General features: G+C 35.2%; 4 protein-coding genes and 1 pseudogene. All 5 read right to left on the bottom strand.

The features are described 5' to 3' along the window. Positions 1-225 precede the first annotated feature (225 nt). The gene (locus AC4AGG_RS07680) at positions 226-462 is read right to left on the bottom strand and encodes a helix-turn-helix transcriptional regulator (RefSeq protein WP_489771411.1); all 237 of its coding nucleotides are present in this window, start codon (positions 460-462) and stop codon (positions 226-228) included. Positions 463-466: 4 nt separating this feature from the next. Then, positions 467-727: a hypothetical protein gene (locus tag AC4AGG_RS07685; protein WP_489771412.1), complete on the bottom strand. Its 261-nt coding sequence runs from the start codon at positions 725-727 to the stop codon at positions 467-469. A gap of 379 nt (positions 728-1,106) precedes the next feature. Then, positions 1,107-1,967, bottom strand: a complete 861-nt coding sequence (locus AC4AGG_RS07690) for a phage tail-like protein (protein ID WP_489771413.1) — start codon at positions 1,965-1,967, stop codon at positions 1,107-1,109. A gap of 11 nt (positions 1,968-1,978) precedes the next feature. Next, positions 1,979-2,731, bottom strand: a pseudogene (locus tag AC4AGG_RS07695) (phage tail-like protein); the annotation flags it as partial. A 371-nt stretch (positions 2,732-3,102) separates the two neighbouring features. Beyond that, positions 3,103-6,252 (bottom strand): UvrD-helicase domain-containing protein, encoded by a 3,150-nt coding sequence (locus AC4AGG_RS07700; RefSeq protein WP_489771414.1) that lies wholly within the window; start codon positions 6,250-6,252, stop codon positions 3,103-3,105. Positions 6,253-6,408: the final 156 nt, after the last annotated feature.

Consider the following 6,408-nt stretch of genomic DNA (forward strand, 5'->3'; position numbering starts at 1 on the left):
CAAAAACCTTGAAAGAGTTGATATTCAATATTTTATTGATTTACAAACAATTATTAGCGCCAAATGAGGTGCAAAATTACGAAAATAAATTTGTATAGGCAAATAAAATATAGTGACAAAATAATGATTTGTCACTATATTAATAAGCTCTAAAAAGTAGAAAATTCAAATCAACATATCCATGCCGATCAGATTGTATTTTAAAAAATACCAACAACAATAATCCTATTTATTATTCGTCAAATTCAAAGTACCTAATAGGGACGCATCAGAAGAATTACCAAATTTTCGTCTTAGTCGATACTTTCTACTCTCCACAGATTTGATAGTAGAATTGGTATACCTCGCAATTTCTTTGATGGAATACCCCATCTTCAAGTACATGCAAAATTTCAGTTCCGAATCTGAAAGCTGTGGTCGAAATTGTGTCAAAGCAGAATACAAATTAGAAAAGTTCTCCATGAACTTAAGGTAAAGTCTGAGATAGAAGCATCAACTCCTCCAAGCTGATAATTGCAATTTCTTCACTAAGATTGCGACTGACATTTTCCTTTCCTTGTTTTGTCTTCTTAACTCCTTTTTTTAAGATGATACAATTCTTTATTTTGATAAAAAACCATACAAATGTAGCGCCAGCAAACAAAGGAAAAACTCCTTCACTTAAAAACTTTCTACATTTTTTGGAGTTATTCATTTTTTTTTCTCTTGGGATTCTCTTACTTGACATGGTGATTATTCTTAACAATTATTATTGTATGGATCCCTACTGAGGAACCACAAAAAAGACAGAGAATAAAGACAGTCCAAATACAATATGAATAAAGACTTCTCTAAACCTATAGTAAAAACTTTATGCGCCCTTCAAGAACTAAGTTTTAAAGGATGATAACTTTCTGAGGAGACCATATAAGCAACAAATTATTAATCTTTTTTACTTATTCTCTCCTTGGGATACAGTAATATTTTTTCTTTACGATACTTAACGCAGATTTTCCTTGAGATCTGATTACAACAGAAATCAAGGTTTATAGCAATAAAAAGTCAAATGAGAGAATACTTATCTGACTCTTTATTGTTATGTAAACTACAATAAGGATACTAATAACTTATTGCGGATAGTACACTGCTTTAAAACCAGCACTATATCTTACACCTAACCCATTACTTCTCGCAAATGAGAAATAATTTACGTTGGAATAACTTGAAGTTGCTGGAAACCTTGTTCTAACAACAAGTCTAATCAAGTCATTAGCGTTCAAATTAAGCACCCCGGTAATGTAAATTGGAATCGTCAGACCAGTGGTTAGATTCGTATCATATTCAACAGTTGCAACCAACGTGGTATTAGTCCATGTAACTCCATTATCAGTTGACCGCTGGATATTTAATTCTGGATGAACAGTATCATTGGTACTAAGACTCATTAAAAGACATACAAATCCTTCGAAACCATAATTTCCTGACCGAAGAAACTTAAATTGGGTGTCGGTTGTATCATTGGGATCCTTCTCCATGTAGATATTGTTGTTAAAATCAGAGACAATACTTCCATCTGGAAAAGTAGCAGCTACGTCAGTGGTTGGATTATTAACAGTTTGACTTACTTCCTTATAGATGTATCCAGCAAGGCGTGGAATCTTTAATCCAGCAATTGCATTATAAACATCTTCTGAATCAACAACTTGAGTCCATTGCACCCCATCCCAGTAGTACAAATGGTCTTTTACAACCTGATTGCTTCCTGCTGCAGAGGTATTGGTATTAAAGACTATTAATCCTTTTGCCGGCGACAAAACAGTTACTTGATCTGTATTATTCAATAAAGCAACTCGTGGATACAAAATACCCTTTGATGTTGAGTATACTTCCATTGAAGTACTCGCATGTGGTGATACGGTATTAATTCCAACTTGCGAAAAAACAGACACTGAAATCAATACTAAAAATATAAAAACTATCTTTTTCATTTTTTTAAAATTTAAGGGAAATAAGTAATTTTAACACCCGCAGCCATATCCGATCCATCTCCTAAAGTCCCCGCTGTAGCAATAGCTCCATTCTTCCTCACTGCTACTAACCTCAACTCAGTATTGGCATCAAGATAAACCGCTCCTGAAAAATTACATGTTGAATAGACATCAAGAGCTTTTTCATGCACATAATAAGGACAACGCATTCCAAATGCAAACTCAGAAGGCGTTACTGTATCGCTATCTGAAAGCGAGGTTCCAGCCTGTATTGCAATCGTCCAAAAAGTAGCACTTGTTGCAGTAAACTGCCATGTACCAAAACCCTCAAAAACATAATAGCCAGATTTTAATACAATGAAAGTTGTGGTACTTCCAGTTTTTCTCTTAATATAATTGGAACTAAAATAATCAGTAGAGGGGGTATTGAAGTTAACTATATTGACATTTGTGTTTGTAAATGAAGTAAAAGCCTGTTGACTTGTTTTATAAACTTGCCCCACGTATACAGGCAATTTTATATTCTCCAATAGCCCCTGAATTGAATAGCTATCTACAAAATTCATCCATTTCAAGAACGTTGGTTGCGCGTTGTAATAATAAAATGAGTTAGCAATGAGATTTTTTGCTGGATTGTTCGTCGTGTTACAAACAATCAATCCATGCGTCGGATTAGGTACAGTAGTTACATCGGTCAATGACGCCAATGCAACACGAGGAACTAACAACCCTTTCTTTCCTGGACCTAGATCAAGAAGTGCGGAAGGATCCGGAGTTTACGACGTCAATTTTTTTTAAGCTCTAAAAATGAAAACTAGAACAATTTCCAAAAAATGAAAATTTTTTCCAATAATTGGAAAATTTGGTCAATAAAATATACTCTTCAATCATTGGATTGAAAAAACATAAGGATTTCAGTAGCAGTAATTTATGATGAATTAGAGAACTGAAGCGAGAAAACACTCAGGATATACCTGATTTTGACTCCCTAAAAATGGCAAAAACCATACAAAATCTCCTTTATGTGTAGTACATTACCAAAACCATGGTTAAATACCGAAAAACACTACTAGATCTTTAAGAAGCTTCAGTCGAAAGTTTTCAAATACTGAAAACAAAAAACCATGAAGATATTTTACAAATAGATAATTTCCGTACCAACCACTATTTCCCCGATACCCTCAAGAACCCTTTGATATTGCGTAATTTGCTTCTGGTATTTATCATGCTCCTCTCCTGTTTTGAAATCGATCACAATAAGACCATCTGGGGTTTTCACCATTCGGTCTGGTCGATAAGTTTTAGAAATCCCGTTTTCAGAAATCATAATTTCTCTTTCGCTGAAGACAGGAAAATCTTCTCGGAAATAATCGGGATATTTCTCAATTAATTGAGTGATTCTCTGTTTCAAAGATGCAGATTCATTAGGACTAATAGTTCCTTCCAAAACATATTTTTCTAATACTTTATCGACATCCTTTTCGGAGTGGATATAAGATAAGATTTCGTGCTGAAAAATACCCATTCGGACCTTTTCATTTCGTTCCTGATAACTTTTGGAAGGCGTTGCGATAACGATGGAAGAAGCCTTACGCTCGTTCCTGTGAAGTTGAGAAATACGTTGCGTCTGATATTCATTTTGGGATTCTTTTGACTTCTTTAGAAGTTGATCCTTATTAGCGATGGGATAAATATCAAACTCATCCAAATCCGAAACCTTCAACGTTTTAATGAATTCAAATATTTCCAATTTGCTTTCGTTGGTTCCTGATTTTAGTTCTTTGGGTTTCTGGAGAAACAAAAACATCTGTTCCGAAGCTCTCGTTGTCGCAACATACTGGATGCAGAGTCGGTCAATCTTGTTTTTGTAAGTATTGTACCAATTGAATTCTTCCACTTCTGTGTCATAGACTTCCATCTCTGGACTGAATTTCTTCAAATTAACCGTATTCAGTTGGAAATCGTTTTGCAACAAGAACCAATCTTCGAATTTACCATCATTATTCTCATCAAACATCGGTAAAAAAACCACTGGAAACTCCAATCCTTTGGCTTTGTGAATGGTCATAATCTCGATGGCATCTATATTTTCCGACGCTTGAACCGTTTTTTCGGACGCTTCTTCGTACCAATATTTAACAAAATCTTTGATGGTTGCTCCTGTATTTTGAGAAAATTGAAACAAAACTTCGAGGAAATTCAACAAGAAATCCACTTCCTTATTCTCCACCGAAAATTCTCGCAAATAATATTCAACAAAATGATAGAGATTAAGTTTTGGAAACTCATGATCATCCAGTTTCAATCCATATTTTTCATCTAAAAAGGCATTAATTTCATCATCTTTTAACCCTAAAATTTCTTGCGAACCTTCCGTAAAATCAGGCATCACAATTCGTCCTGATTCTCGAAGATGATAGAGCATCATCACGAGATTTTTCTTATTCTTCGAGTTGCTATACCATTGCAAAAACTGGATAACAGCATTAAGCGTATCAGATAATTTCAGCGTCAGACCGCTTTCAGAAATGGTTTTGATATATTGTTCTTGCCCATCATAAAAGACTTTGAGACCAGATAATTTTTGAGAAAATTGGTAAATATCATTATTTCCACGACAAAGAATCGTAATGTCAGAAAACCGAAATCCATTCTGTATACACTCCTGAATTTCACGTTGCATTTTATCCGAAACTTCTTCGTAAAAATCTTCTTTCTTTTCGTTCTCTACGAGATGAACTTTGACTCTTCCATCGATTTTGGATTGGGCATTTTGTTGTGATTTTTCACCAAAAATCTCCTGATGTTCCGGCGCTAATTCCCCTGAAATATATTGATATAGGCGGTTATTGAAGTTCACAATATTTTTTGCACTTCTCCAATTCTCGGTTAAGGTCTCCACTTCCGCTTGTTTTGGCGAACGCTCGTTATGATTGATAATATTCAACATAATTTGGCTCTCGCCTCCTCGAAAACGATAGATACTTTGTTTGGGGTCACCAACCAGCGTAAAGCTCGTGTCATTGGTCGAAACACTGTGATTGCGAAGCGGAACAAAATTCTGCCATTGCATCAAAGATGTATCCTGAAACTCATCAAAAAAGTAATGCTGAAATTGAGTTCCGATTTTTTCGTAGATAAATTCCGAAGGTTCGTTTTGCAAATTCTCCCGAATCAACACATTGAATTTACTCAGCAAAACAACATCATTTTCTTCTTCGATAACCCCTAATTCATCCTGAATCTCTTGATGAACCTTCAAAGGAAGCAAAGCGTCCAAAAATTTTCTTTTTTTCTGGATATTAATTTCGTTCTGGATAATCTGCATTCGCATTTCCAAAAGTGGTTCCAAAACAGTTGTAATATCGTGCTCTTTTGACTTCCCTTTTGCCGAGGCTCCCTTCATGTATGCAGAAATCTTGTTTTCCTCCTTTTCCTTACTCGCGTTAAGCAAAGGCGCTTTCTCCTTTTGATATTTTAAGAAAAAATAAGCAATCCCCGATTTAGCACCTCCCGCAAAATCTTCAGGTTGCAAGTCATATCGCGACATCAGTTGCAAAGCATCTGCGCATACCTTTTCGGAAGATTCTTTGAGTGCGCTAATTTCCTTTCTGAGACTTTCAGTCGCTTTTTTATAATTCTCTTGGTCAAAGTTTTGATTGCTTTTCAGTGGTTCGTAATTAACATCGCTGATGAACTTTTTTGCAGATTCATAAAGCACGGAATTCAACTGAACTTTCTCGTTTTGGTCCAGATAATAGTGGACATAATTAAGGACGCTTTCCGTGATCTCCTCATCATTGCCAATCTTTTCCAACAACTGATCCACCGCTTCAATTAGGAAAGGTTCTGCGTTAATTTCAAGATTAAAATTCTTCGCCAATCCCATTTCGTAAGAGAAACTTCTCACTAACTTCGCATTGAATTTGTCAATCGTCCCTATATTGAGCGACGAATAATGGTGCAAAATATAATCTAAAAGCTTCTGACTTCTTTCGTGCAAATCCTGCAAAGTCACATTAACTCCTTCATTTTTCAATTTTTCTTGAATCGAAATCAAATCACCATTGACTTCATACCCTTGAGAACTGAACTTTTTGAGCCACGTCAAAATACGTTCCTTCATTTCGTTCGCTGCTTTATTGGTAAAAGTAAGCGCTAAGATATGTTGAATCGTATGGTCCTGATGGTAATTTCTAAGACAAATCATCAGAATCCGTTGAACCAAAGTATAGGTTTTCCCAGAACCTGCTGAAGCGTTGATAACAGTATATGAGTTTTGCATTCGCAATGGAAATAAAACGCAATTTACTGAATTTTTCTCCATCATTGAGTCTAACCATGTGTTTTTTGAGACATTTTGCAACAATTGAAAACCCAATTTCAATCCAGAAAAACAGTTAAAAAAGAGCATCCTATATCTGAAATTTAACTAATTTTT

The sequence above is a fragment of the Chryseobacterium sp. CG10_8 genome (assembly GCF_058117085.1).